Annotated in this window: 22 protein-coding genes; 5 read left to right on the top strand and 17 right to left on the bottom strand. The window is 56.7% G+C overall.

Annotated elements, in window-relative coordinates:
- The first annotated feature begins 125 nt into the window (after window positions 1-125).
- Window positions 126-437, top strand: a complete 312-nt coding sequence (flgM, locus tag FNL37_RS10240; RefSeq protein WP_015829598.1) for a flagellar biosynthesis anti-sigma factor FlgM — start codon at window positions 126-128, stop codon at window positions 435-437.
- A 7-nt stretch (window positions 438-444) separates the two neighbouring features.
- The gene (locus tag FNL37_RS10235; RefSeq protein WP_015829599.1) at window positions 445-903 is read left to right on the top strand and encodes a flagella synthesis protein FlgN; all 459 of its coding nucleotides are present in this window, start codon (window positions 445-447) and stop codon (window positions 901-903) included.
- A 96-nt stretch (window positions 904-999) separates the two neighbouring features.
- On the opposite strand, the gene FNL37_RS10230 is transcribed toward FNL37_RS10235, so the two are convergent.
- From FNL37_RS10230 to flhB, 9 genes are all read right to left on the bottom strand, one after another.
- Window positions 1,000-1,518, bottom strand: coding sequence for an MgtC/SapB family protein (locus FNL37_RS10230; RefSeq protein WP_159356046.1), 519 nt, complete (start codon window positions 1,516-1,518; stop codon window positions 1,000-1,002).
- Between the two features lie 15 nt (window positions 1,519-1,533).
- Window positions 1,534-2,559, bottom strand: coding sequence for a Gfo/Idh/MocA family protein (locus FNL37_RS10225; protein ID WP_159356045.1), 1,026 nt, complete (start codon window positions 2,557-2,559; stop codon window positions 1,534-1,536).
- 81 nt (window positions 2,560-2,640) lie between these two features.
- Window positions 2,641-3,582 (bottom strand): flagellar motor protein MotD, encoded by a 942-nt coding sequence (gene motD / locus FNL37_RS10220; RefSeq protein WP_159356044.1) that lies wholly within the window; start codon window positions 3,580-3,582, stop codon window positions 2,641-2,643.
- A 15-nt stretch (window positions 3,583-3,597) separates the two neighbouring features.
- Complete coding sequence (locus tag FNL37_RS10215; protein WP_013441629.1) at window positions 3,598-4,338, bottom strand: flagellar motor protein; 741 nt, start codon at window positions 4,336-4,338, stop codon at window positions 3,598-3,600.
- On the bottom strand, window positions 4,320-5,054 hold the full coding sequence (locus FNL37_RS10210) for an RNA polymerase sigma factor FliA (protein WP_013441630.1): 735 nt from the start codon (window positions 5,052-5,054) through the stop codon (window positions 4,320-4,322). The genes FNL37_RS10215 and FNL37_RS10210 overlap by 19 nt, the downstream gene beginning before the upstream one ends.
- A gap of 188 nt (window positions 5,055-5,242) precedes the next feature.
- A complete protein-coding gene (locus tag FNL37_RS10205) occupies window positions 5,243-6,070 on the bottom strand; it encodes a MinD/ParA family ATP-binding protein (RefSeq protein ID WP_013441631.1) in 828 nt (275 codons plus the stop codon).
- Window positions 6,063-7,418 (bottom strand): flagellar biosynthesis GTPase FlhF, encoded by a 1,356-nt coding sequence (gene flhF, locus FNL37_RS10200; protein ID WP_013441632.1) that lies wholly within the window; start codon window positions 7,416-7,418, stop codon window positions 6,063-6,065. The genes FNL37_RS10205 and flhF overlap by 8 nt, the downstream gene beginning before the upstream one ends.
- On the bottom strand, window positions 7,415-9,496 hold the full coding sequence (flhA, locus tag FNL37_RS10195) for a flagellar biosynthesis protein FlhA (RefSeq protein ID WP_159356043.1): 2,082 nt from the start codon (window positions 9,494-9,496) through the stop codon (window positions 7,415-7,417). Before flhA ends, flhF begins: the two co-directional genes overlap by 4 nt.
- Window positions 9,496-10,650: a flagellar biosynthesis protein FlhB gene (gene flhB, locus FNL37_RS10190; protein WP_013441634.1), complete on the bottom strand. Its 1,155-nt coding sequence runs from the start codon at window positions 10,648-10,650 to the stop codon at window positions 9,496-9,498. Before flhB ends, flhA begins: the two co-directional genes overlap by 1 nt.
- Before the next feature lie 932 nt (window positions 10,651-11,582).
- Between flhB and flhD the strand changes: the two genes are divergently transcribed.
- The 3 genes from flhD (at window position 11,583) to FNL37_RS10175 (ending at window position 13,534) form a co-directional block, all read left to right on the top strand.
- The gene (flhD, locus tag FNL37_RS10185) at window positions 11,583-11,900 is read left to right on the top strand and encodes a flagellar transcriptional regulator FlhD (protein ID WP_013441636.1); all 318 of its coding nucleotides are present in this window, start codon (window positions 11,583-11,585) and stop codon (window positions 11,898-11,900) included.
- Between the two features lie 52 nt (window positions 11,901-11,952).
- On the top strand, window positions 11,953-12,492 hold the full coding sequence (gene flhC, locus FNL37_RS10180) for a flagellar transcriptional regulator FlhC (protein ID WP_013441637.1): 540 nt from the start codon (window positions 11,953-11,955) through the stop codon (window positions 12,490-12,492).
- Window positions 12,493-12,757: 265 nt separating this feature from the next.
- Window positions 12,758-13,534, top strand: a complete 777-nt coding sequence (locus tag FNL37_RS10175) for a class I SAM-dependent methyltransferase (protein ID WP_159356042.1) — start codon at window positions 12,758-12,760, stop codon at window positions 13,532-13,534.
- Between the two features lie 106 nt (window positions 13,535-13,640).
- Here the strand turns inward: FNL37_RS10175 and FNL37_RS10170 are convergent, their stop codons facing one another.
- From FNL37_RS10170 to FNL37_RS10140, 8 genes are all read right to left on the bottom strand, one after another.
- Window positions 13,641-16,145, bottom strand: a complete 2,505-nt coding sequence (locus FNL37_RS10170; RefSeq protein ID WP_159356041.1) for a TonB-dependent receptor — start codon at window positions 16,143-16,145, stop codon at window positions 13,641-13,643.
- 202 nt (window positions 16,146-16,347) lie between these two features.
- A complete protein-coding gene (locus tag FNL37_RS10165; RefSeq protein ID WP_159356040.1) occupies window positions 16,348-17,349 on the bottom strand; it encodes a FecR family protein in 1,002 nt (333 codons plus the stop codon).
- A 31-nt stretch (window positions 17,350-17,380) separates the two neighbouring features.
- Entirely contained in the window at window positions 17,381-17,923 is a 543-nt protein-coding gene (locus FNL37_RS10160) for a sigma-70 family RNA polymerase sigma factor (RefSeq protein WP_159356039.1), read from the bottom strand.
- Window positions 17,924-18,006: 83 nt separating this feature from the next.
- Window positions 18,007-18,171: a hypothetical protein gene (locus tag FNL37_RS13905; protein WP_170291272.1), complete on the bottom strand. Its 165-nt coding sequence runs from the start codon at window positions 18,169-18,171 to the stop codon at window positions 18,007-18,009.
- Window positions 18,168-19,322, bottom strand: a complete 1,155-nt coding sequence (locus FNL37_RS10155; protein ID WP_159356038.1) for a PepSY-associated TM helix domain-containing protein — start codon at window positions 19,320-19,322, stop codon at window positions 18,168-18,170. The genes FNL37_RS13905 and FNL37_RS10155 overlap by 4 nt, the downstream gene beginning before the upstream one ends.
- A 61-nt stretch (window positions 19,323-19,383) precedes the next feature.
- Window positions 19,384-21,837 (bottom strand): TonB-dependent receptor, encoded by a 2,454-nt coding sequence (locus FNL37_RS10150; RefSeq protein WP_159356037.1) that lies wholly within the window; start codon window positions 21,835-21,837, stop codon window positions 19,384-19,386.
- 86 nt (window positions 21,838-21,923) lie between these two features.
- Window positions 21,924-22,919 carry a FecR family protein gene (locus FNL37_RS10145; RefSeq protein ID WP_159356036.1) on the bottom strand — a complete coding sequence of 332 codons (996 nt, stop codon included), beginning with the start codon at window positions 22,917-22,919 and terminating at the stop codon, window positions 21,924-21,926.
- Between the two features lie 53 nt (window positions 22,920-22,972).
- Window positions 22,973-23,488 carry a sigma-70 family RNA polymerase sigma factor gene (locus tag FNL37_RS10140; RefSeq protein WP_159356035.1) on the bottom strand — a complete coding sequence of 172 codons (516 nt, stop codon included), beginning with the start codon at window positions 23,486-23,488 and terminating at the stop codon, window positions 22,973-22,975.
- Between the last annotated feature and the right edge of the window lie 20 nt (window positions 23,489-23,508).

Raw genomic sequence — 23,508 nt, 5'->3', positions numbered from 1 at the left:
ATGAATGTAAAGGCTGGCAAGAGCCGTTTCAAACTTGCCGATCGGTGTTAAAGTTTAAGAAAACCCTGCCGATATGAGCCTTATAGAAGGCAAGATGCACACACATTCATGCATGAGGAAAAACCATGAAGATCAATGACTCCATCCAGAAAACCACTGGGTTGGTGACCGAGAAGATCGAATCCGGCACCGCAAAGAAAACACCGGCAGCGGCAGTGGGTGGCGCAACCGCCACCGAAAGCGTCACGCTTTCACCACTGTCCTCGCAATTGCAATCCCTGGAAGCACGGATTGCGACGCAGACGGTATATGACACAGATAAGGTAGACGCCATCAAGACGGCGATTACCAACGGCCAATTCCAGGTCGATTCCGGCAAGGTTGCCGATGGCCTGATTGAAACCGTTAAGGATTTATTAACTTCAGCCAAATCGTGAGATAACCATGAGCACAAGCATCTCGTTCGAGCAGGATAGCCAACTGGTCAATCAATTGATCGTTTTATTATCCCGTGAACAAGCCAGCCTGGTGAGAGCCAATATGGACGAGATCGAGCAGATTCTTGATGAGAAGGCGCATCTGCTCAGCGAGCTTGGTAGCACGGTACAAAAGCGTCACGACGCCCTGGTGAAACTGGGCTTCGAAGGCAGCGAAAAAGGCATGGCAGATTGGCTGGTAGCCCAGAAAACTGCGGCTGTGCAGCAATCGTGGATGCAGTTTCACAAAATGCTGGTGCAAGCCCAGGAAATGAACCGTGTGAATGGCGTGCTGATCAACAAGCACTTCAGTCGTAATGAACAGTTTCTCAATGCGCTGCATGCGCATCACTCACCTGGCCAGATGTATGGTGCCAACGGCCAGGCCACGACGCAAAGTTATCTGCGGAGTGGATTACAGGCCTAGCGAACTTCCAGTTCCTCCAGAGGCGTTAAGTGTAGTTAACGCCCCGCCGCCCCGATGGGCGGTTTTTTTTTGCCTGCGGATGCTGATCCGCCTGGTTTACTGACCCTCGCTGTCTTGCTTGCTGCCTTCTTGCGCCTGGTGATACTGGTGGGCAAGCTTGGGCACGATATGCAGGATGGCATACGCCAGAATCGCGCTCAGGATGGCGGTGGACTCGCGGCCCAGGCCAGCGGCAACGCCGATGGCGGCCGTCATCCACAAGCCGGCGGCGGTGGTGAGGCCATGCACTTCGCCATCGTGTCCATGTTTGATGATGGTGCCTGCGCACAGGAAACCCACCCCGGCAATCACCCCTTGAACCACGCGGCTGATTTCAGCGTCGGTGAGACCGGCCTGTATTGGCACCAGCACAAACATCGCTGCGCCCAGCGCTACCAGCATGTGCGTGCGCATGCCGGCGGCCTTGCCGCGGAATTCACGCTCATAGCCCAAAAGCCCGCCCAGCATCGCGGCGATGCCCAGACGCAGAACCACGCGCGTGACCTCGGCCCCGTTGGGCAGGTCGGAAAACTCGGCCATGATGGTGTTTATGACTTCGTGCAGCAGGCTATCCATCCGGTTTCCTTCGTCTTACTTGCTAGCCAGGCTGACGCTACGCCCGCTGGCGGCGGCTTCCAGCGTCGCGACAATCGCGCGGCAATTGGCCCTGGCATCCTGCAGGCTCAGTAGTGGGGTTTTATCGTTGAGCACACAGTCGCTGAAATGGGCGATTTCCAGATTGAAGTGGTTGCTGGGCGCGTAGGTTTCGACGTGTTTTTGACCGTCATCGGTCCACCAGCTGATCAATGGCACATCGCTGGTGCCTGGCAGTTGCCACACGGTATGGCAGATCAGCGAGCCTTTGTTGCCGACAATACGGTATTCGGACTGGCGACTGCATTCAAAGCTCACATCAAAATGCCCGCGTTTGCCATCGCCAAAGTCGAGGATGCCGCTGGCAGAAATATCGGCGCCGCTTTCGGCGTATTTGGCCATGGCCGATACGGCGAGGGGCTCGCTGCCAAAGCAGTGGCGCAGGGTATGGATGGCATAAGGGCCCACATCCCACATGGCACCGCCGCCATTGGCGGTGTCTTTTGCCAGGCGATAAAGCCGGGCAGGGCGCATCAGGAATGAAAAGCTGGCGTGCGCATAGCGGATTTCGCCCAATACCCCCGAGGCCACAATCTCTTGCACGCGCTGGTGCTGCGGGTGAAAGCGATACATAAAGCCTTCCATCACCTTGAGGTTTTTTGCCTGGGCAGCGGCTTCAATGGCGTTGATGTCCTCTACCTTGAGTGCCATGGGCTTTTCGATCAGCACATGCTTGCCTGCGGCCAGTGCCTTCAGCGCCCATTCGGCGTGCTCGTCATTGGCCATGGGCAGGTAGACGGCTTCCACACGTTCATCCTGCAGCAGTGCTTCCAGGTTATGGTAAAGCGAGATACCGGGCGTGCCGGGCGCGTATTTTTTCAGGGTTTCGGCCGCGGCATCGGGACGGCGGCTGGCAATCGCAACCAGTTCGGCATTGGGCGCTGCCACGATGGCAGGCAACAGGCGTTCATTGACTCTGGCAGCACCCAGAATGCCCCAGCGCAGGCGAGAACTTGAGCTCATGTACAGGCCTTATGGTGATAAGTGAAGCGTTGAATGATGGCAGAATTCGGGGGCCGCGGCTAGCTGAGCCGTGAGCGGTGGCTAGTTGGCGGCGGGTTTGCTGCTGGCTGCAGCTGGCGGTTTGGCTGACGCCGGTGCTGGTGCCGCTGCCGGCGTAGCGGTGGCTTCCGGGGCATTGCTTGCCTCGGGTGCGGGTGGCGCTGTTGGCCGGATGACCGTCGTTTTGTCAGGGGTAATCTCGGAAACATCGGTCTGATTGGGCATCAGCGAGTCGTAAAGAATCATGATGGAAACGCGACGGTTGCGCGCCCGGCCCAGTGGCGTGCTGTTGTCCTCCAGCGGTTGCGAGGCGCCAAAGCCCACGGCGCTCAGGCGTTTCTCATCCAGGCCGCTATCCTGCAGCATGCGTACCACGCTGCTGGCGCGCATGGCGGACAGCTCCCAGTTGGAGTAAAACTTGTCGTTATGGATGGGCACATTGTCGGTGTGGCCTTCCACCTGAATCGCATGGTTATTGGCTTTCAGTGCCTGCGCGATTTCGTTGAGCGGACCGCTGGCGATGGGTTGCAGCTCGGAGGCGCCGGGCGCAAACAGCAGGCTGTCGTGGATATCCACCCGCACGCCGCGGTTGTTCTGCATGACTTTGATCTTGCCTTCCAGCACCATGGGGGCCAGGTGGTTGGCGAGATTGTTCGCCATGGCGGTCATGGCTTCGCGTTCACGGCGTTGTTTGTCGTTGCGGCGGGCGAGTTCCAGCGGACGGATGAACGATGGCTGCCCATACAGGCCCTTGATATTGGCATGCTCGTTGTTGCCATCGGGCGGGTTGTTGAGTTGGGGCGTGTTTTCGCCGGTGAAGGCGGTGCCCAGAGAAGATGTCAGCTGCTCGTACTTGCCCTGATTGACCGAGGAGATCGCGTACATGACCACAAAAAACGCAAACAGCAGGGTGATGAAGTCAGCATAGGACACCATCCAGCGTTCCTTGTTGTCCTCGTCTTCCTCTACCTGTCTTCTGCGCATGGATAGGGTTCCGTATCAGCGCATGTAGCTGTTGAGGCGCTCTTCCACCACGCGCGTATGGTCGCCTTGGGCGATGGATACCCAGGCATTCATGAGCATTTCGCGCCGGCTGGCCTCTTGCAATACGTAAGCCTTGAGCTTGCTGCCTATGGGCAGGAACACAATATTGGCGAGGCCCACGCCATAGATCGTGGCGACGAATGCCACCGCAATGCCACTGCCCAGACGGCTGGGGTCGGACAAATTTTCCATCACATGAATCAGGCCCAGCACCGCCCCCAGAATGCCAATGGTAGGCGCGTAGCCGCCGGCGGAATCCCAGATTTTGGCGGCGCTGCGGTACTGGCTTTCGTAATAGTAGATATCAATGGCGCAGATTTCGCGGATCTTGTCAGCGGCGATGCCGTCGATCAGCAGGCGCAGGCCTTTTTTGATAAAGGGGTCAGTTTCGTTATACAGCTGGGCTTCGAGCTTGAGCAGGCCATCGCGGCGGGCGGTGTGGCTCCAGCCGATGATGCGGCGACTGAGTTCTTTTCGGTCATCCACCGGTGGTTGCACGATCCAGCGCAGCAGCATGATACCCAGCTTGAAATTGGCAGGTTTGCTTTGCAGCAGGACGGCACCAAAGGTGCCAAAAACCACAATCAGGAAAGCCGCAGGCTGAATCAGCGAGGCAACCTTGCCGCCTTCAATAGCTTGCCCCAACAGAATGCCGAAAATGGCGAGTAAGATGCCGCCTAGGCTGCCCCAGTCCATAATTGCTCTTTCATGTAAGCGCGTAATCGAGCAATGGCTTGACTATGCAACTGGCAGACCCGTGATTCTGAGACATTCATCACGGCGCCAATTTCTTTGAGGTTAAGTTCTTGTTCGTAGTACAGACCCATTAAAATCTGTTCGCGCTCGGGCAGGTTTTCAATTGCTTCAATCAGGGTTTCCCGGAAATTGCTGTCGAGCAGGCCTTTGATCGGGTTGCCTGAGTCATCCTGCAGAAAGCGGTCCAGAAAGTGGTCGCCGCCTTCGGATTCATGAAAATCTTCGTAGTAGAGCAACTGGTGGCCGCTGCATTCGCCCAGCATGTCGTAGTAATCATCCAGCGACATCTTGAGTTGCTTGGCGACTTCGCCTTCGGTCGGTGGCCGTCCCAGCACTTGTTCCAGCTGGTTGATGGCACCTTCCACATCGCGCATGTTCTTGCGGATGCTGCGCGGCAGCCAGTCGGCATTGCGCAGCTCATCTATCATGGCGCCGCGTATGCGCTGGGCTGCGTAGGTTTCAAACTGGGCGCCATGCGTATCTTCATAACGATTGATCGCATCCAGCAGGCCCATCATGCCGGCCTGCACCAGGTCGTCCAGCTCCACGCTGGGCGGCAGCTTCGCCTTCAGCTGATAGGCCAGCTTCTTCACCAGCGTGGCATGCTGGTGCAGCAGGCTATCTTTCTGATTGGGTTTTCCCGTGGCCGTATACATACTTTCCTTGCTTGGGCACCTTGTCGTTTAATAGTGTGAGATGGATCACAAGCATTGCTTGCCGACATTCTACACCCGTGCCGCGCGAGCGCCAGCCCGCCTGCGGTTGCGCATATCAATCCGATATGTGCAACCGTGCCTGAGCCGAGGCTGCGGCAGTGTCTTGCCCTGCGTATTGTGGCCTGGCCTTACAGCGTGATCGAAGTGCGCTGAATCTCTGCCAGTATCGCCTGCCGGTAGTCCAGCTTGCGCGCCAGTGCCTTGAAGGCAGCCGAGGCTTGTGCCATTGGAAATGCATCAATGACTACGCGCCCCAGTTTTTCTGCCCGGCTCAGGTGCTCATCCGCCGGGATCGCCCCCATGAACTCCAGGTCTATCTGCATGAAGCGGCGTGCTACCTGTGCAATGTTCTCAAACACCAGCATGGCCTGGGCCTGGCTGGCGTTGCTCACCACAATACCGAAAGAACGTCGCCCCAGCTGGCTGCATACCTGCTTGATGAGGATATAGGCCTGCTTGATCGACTCCGGATCGCGCGTGAGTTGAATCACAATTTCGCCATCGTTGAGCGATTGTAATGGCAGAGCGTTATTATTTAAAACAGTATCGACCAACACGATGTCATATTCCTGCGCCAGCTTGCCGAAGATACGGTCCAGCTGCAGGCCTTCTGCCTGCTGGAACTGCATGCTGCCCTGCTTGGGCAAGAGACGGCTGATGCGATAACCCTGCTCGGAAAACTTTATCGCCTTGTTCAAAGGCACGCGCTGATTGGCAACTTCCAGCAGGCTGGGGGTATTGCCCAGCTTGTAATGGGTCAGGGCATCGCCGGTATTGGCGGTGGCGTGCACGATGATGACATTGTTGCCATCATCCTGAATCGAGGCGCCGAGATTCTTGATCAGTCTGGCCTGGGCATTGCCCGGCATGGCGGATAACACCGACACGATACGGGGCCGGGGGCCGGACATGATGCGCCGCAGACCAGCGGCTTGATCTTCGCGGAAACTAGACATGATCGGCTCCCATGCTCAGCTTGGTGGCGACTGGCGAGGTATTGCCCATCAGGAATGGCAGCTCGTTATGCTTGAACTGGAAGGATGACGTGTTCTGCGCGCCAGCGCGGAAAGCGCGATGGATCAGCAGCTTTTTATTGGCGACATGCAGGTCTTCCGGCACGCGCTGACCATTGGCCACGTAATACAGGCGCAGTTTTTCGCGGATGATCACATCCAGCGCGCTGCCGATGGTGGCGGCTTCGTCCAGCTTGGTGATGATGCAGCCATCCAGCTGCTTGACCTTGTAAGCACGCACCACATCGGTCAGTGTTTCGCCGGTGTTGGTGGCGTTGAGGCACAACAGCTTCTTGATCGGCTGGCGGGTGCTGGACAGCATGGCGATCTGCTCGGCCACCATGCGGTCTTTCTGGCTGACGCCCACGGTATCAATCAGGATGGTGTGCTTGCCCTTGAGTTCTTCTAGGGCAATTTTCAGGTCGGCTTCGTCTTTCACCGCATGCACCATCACGCCCAGAATCTTGCCGTAGATGCGCAATTGCTCATGACCGCCAATCCGGTAAGCATCGGTCGTGATCAGGCCCAGCTTGCCAGGGCCATGCTTCATGACAAAACGTGCGGCCAGCTTGGCGGTGGTGGTGGTCTTGCCGACACCGGTTGGCCCGATCAGCGCAAACACGCCACCGCGATTGAGGATTTCATCTTCATTGGGGATGGCCTGCAGGTTCTTTTCCAGAATCGATTGCACCCAGGTGTTGGCTTCGGCGCTGGTGCGATGATCTGGCATGTTTTCGGCAATCTGGCGCGACAGCGCAGCACTGAAGCCTGCGGACAGCAGCATGTTCAGTGTGTTGGATTTGACCGGGTCACGGTGCTGGATATTGCCCCAGGAGATTTCCACCAGTTGCGATTCGATCACGCTGCGCATATTGCGGATCTCGTTCAGCATGTCATTGATCTGCTTGTTGGACTGTGGCGCGGCTGCTTGCGCTGGCGTGGTGGTGACCTTGGGGCGTGCCGTGGTGGTAGGTGCAGGCTCGGTACGCACGGCGCGATAAGGTTCGGCTTCGGGCGCAGCCTGACGCACAGGAGGACGTGCCTGGCGTGCGGCGGGGCGGGCCTGCGCAGCTTGCAGGGGCTCCATGGCAGGCGCTGCACGGCGCTTGCTGCTTTGCACCGGGGTATCATCGGACATGAAGGAGGCCATGTCTTCTTCCTTGAAGGCCAGGATCTCGTTACCCCCGTTGACCGCACGGTTAGACAGGATAACGGCATCCTCACCCAGGCTTTTACGGACCATGGCTAATGCTTCGCGGGAACTCGATGCGAAAAAGCGTTTGATGTTCATGCTTGACCTCCAATAAGGCTAGTGACACGGATAGTTTTTGAATCAGGAAGCTCTTCATGCGACAACACACGAAGATGCGGAATAGCACGGCGCAGGAATTTCGACAGGGCAGAGCGCAACGGACCCGGTACCAGCAGCACAGGCGTCATGCCCAGTTGCTCCTGCTTGCGGGTAGCGGCTTCGGCCTGTTTGGACAGGGTTTCAGCCAGGCCAGGCTCAATGGCAGCACCGCCTGCATTGCTGCTGCTCAAGGCTTGCATCAACAGGCGTTCCAGCTGGTTATCCAGCGCCATGACAGAGACTTCATTACCGTTGGGGAACAGCTGCTGCACGATGGCGCGGCCCAGCTGCACGCGGACAAAGGTAGTCAGCTCGCTTGGGTCTTGTGTGCGTGAGGCGTATTCGGACAGGGTTTCGACGATGGTGCGCATATCGCGGATGTGCACGCCTTCGCTCAGCAAGTTCTGCAATACCTTCTGCACCACGGACAATGGCAATTGCTTGGGCACCAGGTCTTCGACCAGCTTTGGCGAATCCTTGCCAATATGGTCCAGCAGCTGCTGGACTTCCTGGCGGCCCAGCAAGTCAGCGGCATTGGTGGTGATGATGTGATTCAGGTGGGTAGCCACCACGGTGCTGGCATCCACTACGGTATAACCCATGGCCTGGGCCTGATCACGCACTGTGGATTCCACCCAGATGGCAGGCAGGCCAAAGGCCGGGTCGGTGGTGGCGGTGCCAGGCAGGGTGCCACTGACCATGCCAGGGTTGATCGCCAGAAACTGACCATGGTTGGATTCGCCGCTGCCGACCTCAACACCTTTCAGGGTGATGCGATAGCCGGAAGGACGCAGCTCCAGGTTGTCGCGTATGTGCACGGTAGGAGCGAGGAAGCCGACTTCCTGGGCGAATTTCTTGCGCAGGCCTTTGATGCGTTTCAAGAGATCGCCACCCTGGGCTTTGTCGACCAGCGGAATCAGGCGATAACCCACTTCCAGCCCGATGACATCGACCGGGAGCACATCATTCCAGCTAGCCTCTTCAGGCTCGCCGGTAGGAACAGGTGGCGGTGCCACCACAGGGTCTTCTGCGCTCTTCTTTTTCTCGGCCACGAAATAGGCCAGACCGGCAAGCAGGGCACCCAGCGTGAGGAATGCAAAGTGTGGCATGCCAGGAATAGCGCCCATGCTGCCGATAATGGCGGCGGTGACATAAATGACCTTGGGGTTGGAGAACAGCTGGGTCACCAGTTGTGTGCCGACGTCTTCCGTATTGGCGACGCGGGATACCACCACACCGGCCGCCACAGAAATCACCAGCGAAGGAATCTGCGCGACCAGACCGTCACCAATCGCCAGCAGGGTGTAATTCTTGATGGCATCGGCAAAGGCCATGTCGTGCTGCACCATGCCGACGATCAGGCCACCGACGATATTGATGACCGTGACCAGGATGCCAGCGACGGCATCGCCCCGTACATATTTGCTGGCACCGTCCATGGCGCCGTAGAACTCGGCTTCCTGACCGATCTCGGAACGGCGGCGGCGGGCTTCATCTTCACCGATCAGGCCGGCATTCAGGTCGGCATCAATCGCCATCTGCTTGCCGGGCATCGCGTCCAGGGTAAACCGGGCGCCCACTTCGGCAATCCGGCCAGCACCCTTGGTCACCACGGTAAAGTTGATGATGGTCAGGATCACGAACACCACGATACCCACGGTGTAGTTACCGCCAATCAGGAAGTGGCCGAAGGCTTCGATCACTTTACCTGCAGCATCCGGACCGGCATGCCCCTCGGTCAGCACCACGCGGGTGGAAGCCACGTTCAATGACAAGCGCAGCATGGTGCTAACCAGCAGCACGGTCGGGAAGGCGATGAAGTCCAGTGGCTTGGATGTTTGCAGGCCTATCATCAGCACCATGATGGACAGGGCGATGTTGAAGCTGAACAGCACATCCAGTGCGATGGCAGGCAATGGCAGAATCATCATCGCCAGCAACATGACGATCAGCAGCGGGGCGGCGATGGTGCGGCCGCCCAGATGACTCAGGATATCCTTGAGGGCAAAGTTGTTCATCAGGCTGTTACCTCAGTCAGCTTGTGATGGGGATCCAGTGCATCCGGCACATCCAGTTGGGTCGGTGTTTCAGGGCGGAAGCCGCCATGCTTGTTGAAGGCGCGCATCTGGAACACATAAGCGATGATCTCAGCCACGGCGGAATACAGTGCCTGAGGAATTTCATCGCCCAGCTCGGTGTGGGCATAAAGCGCCCGTGCCAGCTTGGGGGATTCCAGCGTCATGATCTTGTGCTCGGCGGCCACTTCACGAATCTTCAGGGCCACGGCATCGGCACCCTTGGCAATCACCACCGGTGCACGCATGCCCAACTCCTTATATTGGATAGCCACGGCGTAGTGGGTCGGGTTGGTGATGACGACATCCGCCTTGGGGATTTCCGACATCATGCGGCGGCGGGCAATCTCACGCTGTTGCTGACGGATACGTGCCTTGATCTGCGGGTTGCCTTCGGATTCCTTGGACTCCTGCTTGACCTCTTCCTTGGTCATCTTCAGGTTATTGGCATAGGTAGTGAGCTGGTAGGGCACATCAATCGCGGCAATCAGCACCAGGGCGCCCACAATGAAAAAGAAGCTTTTCAGCAGCATGTCTTCCACTTCGGCGATGCTGGTGTGCAAGGGCAACAGGGCAAGCGAGAGGATGGTGTCGACATCATGTGCTACCACGACATACGCCACCGAGCCCACCAGTATGGTTTTGCCCACGGCCTTGAGCAGTTCCACCAGGGCATTTTTGGAGACCATATTGCCCAAACCACTGACGGGGTTGAGGCGGTTGAATTTGGGCACAAAGGCCTGATTGCTGACGTTCCAGCCACCAATGAGGGTAGGGGCGGCAATCGCCATGATGAACAGCAAACCTGCCAGCGGAGCAAAGGTGATTAACAGACTATATATAGAGTCGGAAATTTTCATGAGCAGCAGATTGCTGTCATAGGCCAGGGCGCGCTCAAAATGCAGGCTGCCGCCCATGGTGTGCTTGAGCGCATCACCAAACTGCGAACTCATCATGGCAATGCCCATGCCGCCAGCCAATAACATTGCACAGGTCACGAACTCGCGTGAGCGGGGGACATTACCTTCCTCGCGCGCCTTTTCGAGGCGCTTGGGCGTCGCCGGTTCTGTCTTTTCTAAATCGCTGTCTTCAGCCATTTCGTGTCCTGTGTGCCGTGTGTGTGATGGGGATGTGCGGTCCCGCTGACATGGAGCACATTATCAGTGGCTGACCCCATGGAGCATTCCATGAATAAAAGGGGTAAACCCATGCTTAATTCCAATGGCGATGGTGGACTTGAGAAGATTCAGTACAGATTTTTAAAAAAATTGAAAATAAAAATATATATAAAACAAATACATATTAATTTTATTAAAAATAATTTAAAAAAATCCTAAAGTTTTCCTGAAGCCAGCCGATAGACCATTTGTGTGATACGGATTAATGCGTCTTCAAGGGGTTGGCGGCGCGTAGTGCGTATGTTGGTGTGTGTAGCAGCAGCCTGGCTTTAGGGATTTTTTAATAAAATTAGGTTAATTGAAACAATGAGTTATCAAATTAATTCTAATTTTTTAAAAAAATCCCTAAAGTTTTTAAAAGCCGGGCCGATAAATCCTTTGTGTGTAGTCCAGTAGTGTGTGTGGTGGTGTGGTTTGTTGAAGTGTGTGGCTTTAACAAATCTGACAATCGTAAACTTGTGTAAGGTTGTGTAAAAATTAAGGTTTTTATAAACAACAACTTATCAAATTGTTTATGATGCATTCCAGGTAAGCGCTAAAGTTTTTCTCAGGCGTGCCGTAATGGAAGTGTGTGTAGTAAATCGTGTGTGTGTCAGGCTGCTTTTAGCGCCTACCCGATGTGTGCAGTAAAGTAGTAAAGCTTATAGCTCTTTGATTTTAAAAGGCTTAAGCTCAAAATCAGTCAAGTATCCCAGCCGGATGTAGGCGTTTGTAAGACAAACGCCTACATTTGCGCGTCTTCGCGTCTTACGCAAAAAACCGACAGACTCCAGTTATGCCCGCATCCCTTTAGGTTCAAAGTACGTCTCACGCGCCCCACACACAGCGCACACACACACGAGGGACCCAAAATGACTGAAAAAGACATGATGTCTGACATCAAAGACGCCAACCTGAGCTACCTGATGCTCGCCCAACAAATGATTCGCTCCGACAAGGCTTCCGCCATCTTCCGTCTGGGCGTCAGCAAAGAAATCGCGGATGTTCTGGAAAGCCTGACTACCGCTCAATTGCTCAAACTCTCCAGCACCAACATGATGCTTGCCCGCTTTCGCTTCGACGACTGCGCCATTCTGAACATGCTGACCAGCTACACCAAGGATCGTCACCTTGCCAGCGCGCATGCCGCCATCCTGATGGCAGGCCAGGCGCCTGAGGCAATGGCTTAAGGTTTTTGGAAAGCGCCGCTCCGGCAAATTGATCAAGAAGGCAGGCATTATCATGGAAAAGAAAAGCGTAGTTAACGAAGCACAACAAATCCAGTTGGCGATACAGCTGATCACGCTGGGCGCACGGTTGCAACTGCTGGAATCGCAGACGACCTTGTCCCGTGAGCGCCTGATCAAGTTGTACAAGGAGCTGAAAGGCGTATCGCCACCCAAGGGCATGCTGCCGTTTTCCACCGACTGGTTCCTGACCTGGCAGCCCAACATTCACTCCTCCATGTTCCTGAATATTTACAATTTCATGCGGGAACATACGGATGTGAACGGCATAACCGCCGTGATCAAGGCCTACCAGCTGTATCTGGATGAAACCGGTACCGAAGATCCCGAAACTGCCGTGCTGTCGCTCACCCGCGCCTGGACTCTGGTAAGATTTGTCGAGAGCAAGATGCTCAAGCTGCAAGCCTGCAGCTGCTGCGGCGGCCACTTTGTGGTGAATGTGTATGACTTGAATCAACACTTTGCCTGCAGCTTGTGCCATGTACCATCGCGTGCTGGCAAAACCAAAAAAACCAGGGAAATGGCTGCCGCCTGAGGCGCCGGGCAAATTCGCGCTGTTGAGGTATCACCACACCGCCAGTGAATAGCGCCCCGCGCGCCAGGGCGCTTGATCGGGGGTAGGGTGAATTACGCAAACAAGCAACATCAACAGCAAGCGACATTACCCCGAGAGGTATTTGCCTGCGCAGGCTCAAGCCATGTCGTGGCGCCTGCCATCCGGCCGGGTGATTTTCTGTCAGCTGACAGTCATTGTCCCTTGTTCATCACCCCGTCTTTTCTAAACCTGCCTGGCGTTCTCCATGGCATCTGAATCTCCTCGTGTATTGCCCGCAACCCTTGCCTTGCTGATACAACTGGGCATGCTGGGCATCAATTTACTCATTGCCTTGCTGTTTGGCCAGCTCACCGGGCGCGTATATCCCTTCTGGTTGCTGGTGCTGATACAAGCGGTAGGAGCTTATGTATTGGCCCGACTCTGGGGCATGGCCTCGTGGTGGCGCCTCATCCATCTCTTTTTTTCGCTGGTCGTCTGGCTCATGGTGCAGCTGCATCTTCCCAACTGGGTGTACCTGGCTGGATTCTTGTTTAGCCTGATGCTGTTCTGGACCACATTTCGCACACAGGTACCGTTTTACCCCTCCTTTCCGGCAGTGTGGCGGCAAGTGCTGGCGTGGATGCCAGCGCGGCAGGGCTTGCGCATGATTGATATAGGCAGCGGGCTCGGTGACATGGCCATGCACATCGCCAAGGTGCGCCCCGACTGCCAGATGCTCGGCATTGAAGTGGCCCCGCTGCCATGGCTGATCAGCCATGCGCGTGGACGCTGGCGCAGATCCTCCGCCCGCTTTGTGCTGGGGGATTACCACAAGCTGGACTTTCGGGAATTTGATGTGGTGTTTGCCTATCTGTCACCCGCGGCCATGCCCGCGCTGTGGCAAAAGGCGAGTGCCGAGATGCAGCCGGGCAGCCTGCTGATCAGCTATGAATTTGAAATACCGGGCCTACCGCCCGCATTGCAGCAGCCTATTGGTGAAACGGGGAAAGTGCTTTATGGCTGGATCATGCCGGGCATGTGAGCTCACTATTGATCGCGAAGCAGCCGCCTGTTGCCAGACATCACAATCGGGTTGCCGGAGGCTGGGCATCGTGCGCCATACTTGATGATACCCAGCCTGCTTTAACCTAAAAATCCATGGTGGCCGATAGCATTACGGTGCGCGGCTGGCCAAGATATAACCAGCTGCCGGAGCTGCTGCTCCAGTAGTCGCGACCAAACAGATTCTGTATTCCCAGTCTCAGGACCAATGGCCGTTCGGCCGCGGTGGTTTTGTAGCGAGCACCGACGTCCCAGCGAGTCCAGCCCGGAATGCTGCGTGTATTGGCTTCATCCAGATACTGGGCGCTGGTTGACATCATGCGGGCGGTGAGGGTCATGCCTGGCACCAGCGAAAGATCATATTCGCTGCCCAGGTTCAGCTGCCAGCGCGAGACGTTGGGCGCGGTGTTGCCGTCATAAGCGTCGCTGCTCGCATGCGTGAGTTTGGGCTGGATGTAAGTCGCCCCGCCAAGCAGGCGCACGCCCTGAACTTCGCCGAACACATTCAGCTCAATACCGCGATTGCGTTGTTCTCCTCCTACCTGGTAGGTCGAGGTGCCATCGCCATTGGAAACCGTCAGCCCGCTTGGTTTTTCAATCTGGAAGGTGCTAAGCGACGTAGTGAAGCGGCCAAAATCGTATTTCACCCCGACTTCGTGTTGCTTGGTCTTCACCGGAGGGAACACCTTGCCTGCATTGGTGGTGCCGATAGGCGCAGTGTCGCCTTGCGTCAGCCCTTCTATGTAATTGCTGTAGATGGACCAGTTTGCACCGGGTTTCCACACGGCAGCCAGCACCGGAGTCACGGCATGCTTGTCATAGGAGGTGGTGCTTTCCCCGGTGCTGCTGTAGTCAATCACTTCTACGCGCTGATAACGTCCCCCCAGGGTAACGGTGAGTCTGTCATCAAGAAAGCCCAGGGTGTCGGCCACGGCCAGAGATGGCAGCTGCAGGCGGTTGGTCTTGTCCGGGTGGGAGTCCATGCCGGCAGTGGATGGGCGGCTAACACTGGGCGGGTTGTAGATGTTGGTAGCAAAACTGCTGAAGCCATAATAGTCGGCCGTATAGCCGCTATCTTTCATCAGGTAGTTGGCGCTGATGTTGAGCTGATGGCTAACCGCGCCCGTGCTGAAATTGCCACGCACACCGCCCTGTGCAGTGCGGTAATTCGTCCAGTTGGGCCAGTAGTACACGGTGGCTTGCGCATTGCCCTGGGCATCGGCCACGCTGACGTCGGTGGAAAGATAACTCGAGATGGTATTGCTGCCGCCTGCTGCGCCGTAGAGGGTCCAGGTGGGGGTGAGGTCATACTCGGCTTTTGCCAGCAGATAATTGCTTTTGGAGTTGGCATACTCCCAATCCTGGGCAATCCGTTTTTTGGCGCTGGGCGGAGAGGGGATGGTGATGCCGTCGGCAATGCCGAAACCAGCTGCGCCCTGAGGAGCTTCGTTGTTCATGGTCTGATGCCCGGCATCCAGCGATGCCCGCAGACGATTGCCGCGGTAATCAATGCCGATGGTGGCTGCGCCCAGTTCAACCGATTGCCCGGCGGTGGCATTTTTGCCGTCGCGATATACGCCATTGAAGCGGATGCCCCAGGCATTATCCTCGCCAAAGCGCCGCCCGATATCGACATGACCACCGAAGTTGCTATTGGACATATAGGTGGCCGTCAGTCGGGTCAGGGGTTTGTCATCCGCCCGCTTGGGTACCATATTGATGGTGCCGCCGACAGCTCCGCCCGCGCCTGGCGCCATGCCGTTCAGGAGGGCGCTCGGGCCTTTCAGCACCTCGATGCGCTCCGCCATCTCTACCGGGGCAGCGCGATTGGATGCGATGCCGCTGATGCCATCAAACAGCACGGAATCCTGAACCGAAAATCCGCGTATCAGGAAAATATCCCCGCCAGCGGCCGCGTTGGTCAGGCTGTAAGACACCGTGCGCACGGAAGGGTCGTTGAGCACCACATCCGCAGCGGTGATCGCCTGCTGGTTTTCCATCAGTTCGGCGGTGTAACTCGTGGTGTTGAATGGCGTATCCAGCACATCCTTGTTGCCCAGCAGTCCCAGACGGCTGCCACGGGCGACCTGGTCTCCAGCATAGGCGGCGGGCAAGCCATCAGGCCGTTCTGCATTTGCTGTGACGGCCACAAGCGGTAAGGTAGACACGTCATCCTTGCGCGTGCTTGCGGCTTTGACCGCTACCGCCCGCATGCCATAACTGCCATCGGCCTGCCGGTATGCCTCAAGCCCGCTTCCGGCCAGCAGCCTTGCCAAGCCATCCTCCACATTAAAATTACCCTTCAATCCCTCGCTGGTCTTGCCTTCGATTATCTCGCCAGCCCCGACCAGGTATATCCCGGATTCGCGCGAAAATCGGGTCAATGCGACGCTGAGCGGCCCGGCGGGAATGTCATACGTGCGCAGGCTCTGGGCGCCGCTGGTTTGTGCGTGGGCTGGAGGCGCCCATACGCCAAGGGCGAGCGCGCCCTCGAGCATGAGCAGGTGAATGGCGAATGCCAGTGGGCGCATCTTGGGGAAGCGTGCGGCAGTCGCAGGTGAAGCAGGCTTGGTCTGGTCGTGGTGATACATCAATGCATATCCTTCAGCGTTAAGGGTCTGGAAAAAGCGAAGACCCTTACGGCACGGATCGTTTGGCTACCTTGACGCATCGCGGCCATTGCCACGGGAGGTCATCTTGAGGATGGCGGGAATTCAATGATGAAAGGGGTCTTCTTGCTTGGTATAACCATTGGCAAAGCAAAACCCGGAACTATATTTTGCAAATATTTTTTCAGCGCGCGGATTCCAGCGTTGTCCACCAGGGCAGCGGCTGCTCGACGCGGATGGGCAAGGCCGATGCCAGCATGCGCAATACGCGATCTGTGTCTTGCAGCGGGAAGCTTCCGTAGACCTTGAGTTCGGCCACGCCATCCGCCACACCAAGATGGCCTGACCGATAGCGGCGCAGTTCCTGCACGACGTTGTGCAATGGAATGTTATCGGCCACCAGAATGCCCTGCGTCCAGGCTTCCCGCGCAGCACCCGCCGTTGCCATGGCGGTAATGTCTGCGCGATCAAAGCGTGATTGCTGGCCTGCCCTTACTACGCGGCTGATGGCGCTTGACGCCGTGCGTATTTCCACCGCGCCCGCATACACGTCGAGCTGAGTGTGTGCTTCATCCAGATACACATTAAATCGCGTGCCCAGTGCCCGCATGCGGCCATGCGGTGTTTCCACCAGAAATGGTCGAGTTTCATCATGGGCGGTTTCAATGAACACCTCACCTTGTACAAGCTCTATGCGACGTTCACTAGCACTGAAGTGAACATTAAGGGCACTGGCTGTATTGAGCCAGAGCTGGGTGCCGTCGGCCAGGGTGAGGCTGCGCTGCTCCCCGGTGGGGGTGCGATGATCGGCTGTCCACGCCAGCATGCTTGCAGGCAACATGCTTTGGCGCCAGCTCAGCAAGCCCAGCGTGCCGCCGCTGGCGAGCGCGGCCAAGGTAATCAGTACGCGCCTGCGGGCATGCAGGCGTGCATGGGCCTTGGTCAGCGCATGGGCGGTTTGCCGTGGGTCAACGGTGGTGCGCAAGGGGTCAAGTCCGCGGCTGATGTCTTCCACATACTGCCAGGCGGCTTGATGTTCTTCGGCGGCGTGCAGCCACGCTTGCCAGCGGGCGGTCTCGTAGCTGCTGGCGCTGCCATCGCGCAAGCGGGCATACCATTCGGCAGCTTGGGTCAGCACGGCGTGCGAGGGGGCTGGCTGTAGATTGCTGGTAGGGGCGGGTTTCATGGATAACGATGAACGTATAACAACAAGCGCATCAGCTTGCAGGCTCGCTAGTCAACTCGCGCATGGTCTGCTGCGCGCGCAGCGTCAGACAGCCCAGCATCGCCTGTGCCACGTATTTTCGTACCATGCGGCCAGACACACCCAGCGCTAACCCGACTTCGTCGTCGGTCATGTCGCAGATAACGGCCAGCGTGAACGCGCGAGCGGCTTTGGGGGGCAGCTGGCCGAGCATGGCGGTGACTTCTTCCAGTGCCTGCAACACCATGGCCTGGCGTTCGGCAGAAGGGTGGTGCGTGGCAGGCATGGCTGCCAGTGTTTCCAGCCAGGCTTGCTCAATCTCGCGGCGACGCCACAAGTTGATGCATAGATGCTGTGCGGTAGTGCGCAGATAGGCTCTCGCTTCGGCCACGCTGTCAAAACGCCGTTGCGTGCGACCGCTGATCAGTCTGACAAAGGTGTCATGTGCAAGGTCGGCGGCATCGGCGCCGTTGCCCAGGCGACGGCGCAGCCACCCCTGCAGCCAGCCATGATGATGAACATAAAGATTTTCAAGAATAGAAGATGGCTGGCTCAATGGAGGATGCTCAACGGCAAATGAGAATTAATATCAATTATTGCCGAACAGAGGCCGATGCGCAACTCCCGGCCACAGGGAGATTACCTTTTCAGCAGATGGTATGCGAAAATCAGCACAGGGGCAGACAGCGCAAGCCAGGAAGCCCAGTGCCATATTCCAGTGCCCAGCAAGGCGGCCAGCAGGCCAAATGCAATCAGCACCGCCATCAGCAATGGCGCGCGCCAGATTTGCCAGGATGTTTTCATTTGGGCTCCTTCAGGTCCACGGCAAAATCCAGATGCAGCTGCTCCAGTTCGCTGATGCGTTTGTCGGTACGCTTGCGTCGGCCCCACCAAAGATAGAGACCGCTGCCCAGGACCACGATGGCGAACATATCGAAGAGGGTCCAGAGCATCTTCAGGGGAAGGCCGCCGTAATCGCCGAAGTGCAGGGGTTGGGATAACAGCAGTGTTTTGACATACCACGGCATATCGCGCGTATCGGTGAGCTCACTGGTCGTCGTGTCAATCAGGGCGGGCTTGAGCAGGCGCGATGTCAGCGGCGTATTGCCTTTCATAAAGACGGTGTAGTGATGGGGGCTGGAGAACATGCTGCCAGGGAAGGCCACAAAACTGGGATGCATGTCTGGCACGGCTTGGCGCGCAGTTTGCATGGCCTTTTCCAGTGATCCCGTGCTTGTCGGTGGCGGCAGGTTTTTATAGGGTTGCAGCATCTCGGCCATCTGGTCTTGCTGCCAGATGGCAATGATGATCTGGCTCAGCGTGTTGATGGAGCCAGTGATGCCGACAACCAGAACCCAGACAATGGTGACGATGCCAATCAGGTTGTGCACATCTAGCCACTTGAGACGCTGCGATTTTTCCTTGCGTACCGTACCAAAGTCCAGCTTTCTCATGAATGGCTGATACAGCACAATCCCGGAGACAACCGCTGCAACGAAGAGCAAGCCCATCAGCCCTAAAAACAAGGTGCCGGGCAGCCCGGCAAACATGTCGGTATGCAGCTTGAGCATGATGTACATGAAGCCTTTGTCCGGCGGTGGCACATCCAGTATGTTTGCGGTGCGGGAGTCGAGCAGCACCGTCTTGAATTCGTCAGGTGGCGTATCCATGCGTTCTGACATGGAGACCTGAGTGATATGCGGGTGTTCCTCCGCATCCCAGAACATGAACTGGATGACGTCGTTCGGGCGGGCTTGTTTGGCTGCCGTCACGATGGCGTCCAGGCTGGCATCCGGTGTATCGGCGGCCATCAACGGTGCTTCAACCACGCCGCTGAAGTGCTCGATTTCTTCATGAAAAATCAGCGGCAAGCCTGTCAGGCAGAGCATGAGCAGGAAAATGGTACATAGCAGGCTGGTCCACTTGTGGGTCAGGTACCAGAGACGGATGTTCATGAGGTTTCCTTCGTGACGCAGGTCATGACCGGGCTTGGTCTGTCATGACCTGCATGCGGAACTAGAAGTCTACTGTCGCGGACAGCAGCAGCGTGCGCGGCGCACCGATAAACAGGTAGCCCTCGTTGGAGGAGCCCCAGTAGCGCTTGTCGAACAGATTTTCGATATTGGCGCGCAGGGTCACCGGTTTGTCCTGAAGCACGGTCTTGTAGCGGGCGCCGATATCAAAACGGGTCCAGGCATCGATATCCAGATTGTTGGCGCTATCGACATACTGTTTGCTGGTATAAACCGTACGCGCATTGAGGCTCAGGCCTTGCACCGCCAGCACATCCCAGTCCGCGCCGAGGTTGGCTTGCACGCGCGGTACGGCAATGGCTTCGTTGCCATCATTGGTGCCACCTGCGGTGTTGTCCAGACGGCTGCGCGTGATCGCCATGCCGCCGAGCAGGCGCACATGGTCAACAATCTCGCCAAATACGTTGAACTCCAGGCCACGATTTTTCTGCTCGCCATCGACACTGAACGTGTTGTTGAAGGTGTAGCTCAGCGGTCTTTCAATCTCGAACAGGCTCACCGTCGTGGCGATCTTGCCCCAGTTGACCTTCACCCCCGCTTCCTTCTGACGGGTTTTGTATGGCGAGAATATCTCGCCGGCATTGCTGGTGCCTACCGGAGCGCGTTGACCTGGGCTCAGACCCTGAATGTAATTGGCATACAGCGAAATGTTTTCCCAGGGTTTGATGACGATGCCCGCCAACGGGGTCACCACGCTTTCATCGTAAGAAGGGCCATTGCGCGCGCCGGTGCCAAACTGGTAACTGGGAGTGTAAACATTCTGATGACGCAGCCCCAGCGTTAGCTGGATGCGGTCATCCAGAAAAGACAGCGTGTCCGCCAGCGCGTAGCTGGTCAGCGTAGTGCTGGCATATTTCGTGATATTGGTGTCAATGCCGTCGGTACTTGGCGTGTCGCTATATAAGGGCGAGTAAATATTGGAGTTTCTGCCAGAAAAAGCCGTATCGAAGAAGATGAATTGATCTTGCACGACGCGGGTGCTACCCAGCGAAAGGCTATGGCCAACGTTCCCGGTATTGAAGCGTGCCTTGACGCCAGCTTCGATGGAGCGTGATTCGATATGGAAAAGCTGCCAGGCGGGCGAGGAGGTGAAATTGCCATTATTGCTGGTCAAAACAGGGTTGCCGGCGATAGCGTCCATTTCGCTCTTGCGGGTGCCATAGCCGCCATAAACCGTCACCTGGTCTGTCAGATCATACTCCGCACGCAGAATCTGGCTTTTGTCCTTCATTTTGGAGTGGCCATAGCCCGGGTAGTTGAGCTTGTTGTCCGGTGCACTGGGCATCTCGGTCAGCAGGCTGCCCACCGTAAATTGCCGCGTCACGGCATCTATGTTCTGCTGCTGCTGGATATGGTCAAAGGTGACACGCAGTTTTTCGCCGCGATAATCCAGGGCTAGCGAGCCTACGGTGTCTTCCAGGTCCTGATGGTCTATGCGGGCGTCGCCTTCACGGTAGGCGCCGTTGAAACGGATGCCGAATTCCTTGTTTTCGCCAAAGCGTCTGCTGACATCCACATGGGTGCCGAATATGGCGTCCGACAAATATGAGGCGGTCACGCGCGTCAGCGGATCATCGCCAGCGCGTTTGGGGATAATGTTGATATTGCCGCCGACATTGCCGCCTGGCGTCATGCCATTCAACAGGGCACTCGGGCCCTTGAGGACTTCGACCCGCTCGATGAACTCCACCGGGGTGCGGTAGAACGGGGAAAGGCCATACATGCCATTGATGGCAATATCCTGACCCGCCACCGTCAGGCCACGAATGGAGAAATCTTCGTTGATGTTGTTACGGGCGGAGGACAAGCGCACTGAGGGATCCGCGATCAGCAGATCGGACAGGCTGCGTGCCTGCACATCTTCTGCGCTCTGGCTGGTGTAGCTGGTCTGATTGAATGGGGTATCCATGAAGCTTTTGCTGCCCAGAAGGCCAAGACTGCCACCTTTTGCAACCTGGCCGCCTGCGTAGGCACGGGGCAGAGCATCTGATTTTTCGGCGCCCGACACCACGCTGACCTCCGGTAGCGTTTCGACGGCACTGGAAGGACTCCGGCGCTGAATAACCGTGGCGCCGTCGTGGGTGACGGCTTCCAGGTCGGTATCCTTGAGCATCTGCTTGATGGCCTGATACCGGGTGTAGGTCCCACTTAGCCCTGCCGAAGTTTTGCCTTTCACCAGCGCTGGATCAAAGCTCAATGTCATGCCATTTTTCTTGGCAAAGGCATTCAGTGCGTCTTCAAGATTGCCAGCGGGAATCTGAAAAGTCTGGTTTGCCTCGTCCGCGATTGAAAAGGGTGAATACACTAAAGCCGTGATCAGGCTGCTTCCCAAATAGAGCGAGGGCAACAACGCCGCGATGGACAGTTTACGTTTAAAGCCCCAGGCGTCGGCCGACAGCGGCGACGGCAAGGAGCGGGCAGTTACTGCATTTGACATACGATATCCTCATGGAAGAGTGTGTTGATACCCGTATGCCGAATGAAGACTAAAAAACCCACATACCCCACGCAATTTTTTTCAGATTATTTTTTTTCGATCTGAAGTTGCGTGGCAGAAAACTGCGAAATCTTGATAGGCAGGCTGCGAGCGACGGCCCGCAGTGCGTGGACTGCCGGATATTGCTGATTCAACTGAAAAACCCCAGAGACGGTCATGGCGGCAACTTCACTATCCATTTGGATATGGACGGCCTGATAGCGTGAAAGCTCGCTGGCAAAGTTGTCTAGCCGCATGCCCTTGGCGACCAGCACGCCATCCATCCAGCCCGTCGGGTCAAAATGGGTGTCGGCCGTTTTAATGGGGTCCTGGTTGGCAGCGTAAATGTCGTAGGATTCGCCCGCATGCACGTTCAGGGTTTGCGCGCCATGAATTGCCACCGCGCTTTCAATGACATGCAGACGCGTGCGCTGTTTATTCTGGTCTACCGTGAATTGCGTGCCGAGCGCTTCCAGGCTGGCGTTTGGCGTTTGCACCCAGAAGGATCTGTGCGCCCAGGGACCTTCGCTGTCACTGCCGGTGGCGATATAAATCTCTCCCGAGGTCAGCACGATCTCGCGTTTCAGCAGGGAGTAATACACCTTGATGCGGGTATTGGTGTTCAGCATCAGCCGGGTGCCATCCGCGAGATCCAGCTGCATTTTTTTACCAATGGGGACTGCATACTCGGTCTCCAGCGCCCACGGGCCATGATCGTTAAGAAAGCAGGCCCCCGAAGTGACGAGCACCAGGCCTATGCCTAGCAGCTTAAGCGCTTTTCTACGGCCATGATGGACTGCGTGCTGCCTGCTGGCGGCATCCAGCGTGTTGATGGCCAGGGTTTTGGCTGTTTCCGGCATGTTGACCAGATTGGCCTCCAGGGCTTGCAGCTTTTGCCAAGCCTGCTCGTGAGCGGGGTTTGAGGCTCGCCACTGGTGAAAATCTTCATAATCACGCTCAGTGGCTTGCCCCGAAGCAAGTTTCACCGACCATGAAACAAGCGCTTCCTCAATGTCAGAAAATACGCCAGAGCTGGACGGCATGGAATTGCTTTCCGAAGGAGTTTTCAAAGCCGGATCAAGAAATGAAAAGGAGGCTAGCCTAATGTATCTTGTCGGGCATTGGCAAGCAGATGGCCGATGGCTTTGGCCATATAGCCCTCGACCGAGCGCAGGGAAACACTCATTTCCCGGGCAATGTCGGGATACGTCATCCCGTGCAGGCGTGATAGCAGAAACGCCGTTCTGATATTGGGATTCAGTCCGGCAAACATCGCGTCGATGCGCATCAAGGCTTCAATATTCATCATGCGTTCCTCGGCCGATTCCATGTGCCGGGTGGGCAGATGTTGCAATGCCTCAAGATAGGCCTGCTCGATGGCCCGGCGCCTGAACTGGTCGACCATCAAGCCATGGGCGATTCTGCTAAGAAACGCCCTGGGCTCGTGAACTCCCTGAATAACCAGTGGCTTGTCCAGCACCCTGACAAACGTATCCTGTGCCAGATCATGTGCATGATGAACGCAGCCCAGCCGGCGTCGCAACCACTCCACCAGCCATCCGTGATGAATGTTGTATAGCTTGTGGACTTCGTGATGAGGGGCGGAACTCAAGGAACGCTTTTCTGATTTTG

Origin of the sequence: Methylovorus glucosotrophus (assembly GCF_009858335.1) — a bacterium.
GTDB classification, from domain to species: Bacteria; Pseudomonadota; Gammaproteobacteria; order Burkholderiales; family Methylophilaceae; genus Methylovorus; species Methylovorus glucosotrophus.
Note: the sequence above shows the minus strand (reverse complement) of the source record. Positions and strands in the feature narration are given on the sequence as shown.